The sequence below is a fragment of the Mesorhizobium sp. M7A.F.Ca.US.005.03.2.1 genome, assembly GCF_003997795.1.
Taxonomy (GTDB): Bacteria; Pseudomonadota; Alphaproteobacteria; order Rhizobiales; family Rhizobiaceae; genus Mesorhizobium; species Mesorhizobium ciceri.
The window spans coordinates 1-717 of sequence record NZ_RZRP01001477.1; the positions used below are offsets into that span (position 1 = coordinate 1).

A 717-nucleotide genomic window follows, 5' to 3' on the forward strand; every position below is an offset into this window, starting at 1 on the left:
TTGGGTTCCTTCGCGGCCTCTCGCCGGCGCGTTGGCTGAGGGAGCATCAAGCGAAAAGCCCGCCTGTGCGGCGGGTCACTGGCGCAACTCAGCACCATAGGCAAAAATGTACCATAGCTGAGCTCACCGGGTCAAGAAAAAATTCCTATCGTGTCAGCCCGTTGGTATGCGCGGATCCTGCACCAGGTAGAAGGTCCATCTGGGCGTGTAGTCGGTCATCAGGAATTCGAAGCTGGCGGTTTTCAGCGGGTCGACCTTGCCATTCCTGAACAGCAGCCGGTCATAGGGTTCGAAATCGCGATCGAAATCGGCGAAATTGCTCGACCGGATATTGTCCGGCGTCTTGTTGCGCTGGTCGAAGGAAAGCCCGTCGCCGAACACGCTCGGCTGGTTCAGGATCTCCTGCAATTCGAACTGGAATTCGACCCAGGCCTGGCCGCTGTTGTTGAGCACCTCGATGCGCATATACATCATGCCGTTGGCGAATTCGCCGGCCTTGCCGAAGGCCTGGATCGGCTTTGTCGTGCGGATCGTCAGCGTCACCGGCGTTGACGAAGTCAGCTCTTCGGTGATGACGAACGGATCGTCCTTCGTGCCGATGCCCGAGGCGCCGGTGATGTGGAAGCCGCCAAGCTCGTCGGAGAAGGAGTAGGCGCCCGCCGCCCAGACCTTCACTTCGTCGGCGGCAGCGTGATGCGGCGCCAGCATCAGACTGTC

At 60.0% G+C, this 717-nt stretch carries 1 protein-coding gene; it reads right to left on the minus strand.

Features of this window, described 5'->3' with window-relative positions; translation table 11 throughout:
• Nucleotides 1-153 precede the first annotated feature (153 nt).
• Nucleotides 154-708, minus strand: a complete 555-nt coding sequence (locus EN991_RS38595) for a hypothetical protein (RefSeq protein ID WP_127370647.1) — start codon at nucleotides 706-708, stop codon at nucleotides 154-156.
• Nucleotides 709-717: the final 9 nt, after the last annotated feature.

Excerpts from the sequence above, each read along its gene's own strand:
- EN991_RS38595 (WP_127370647.1), bottom strand. The coding sequence starts at position 708 with ATGCTGGCGCCGCATCACGCTGCCGCCGACGAAGTGAAGGTCTGGGCG.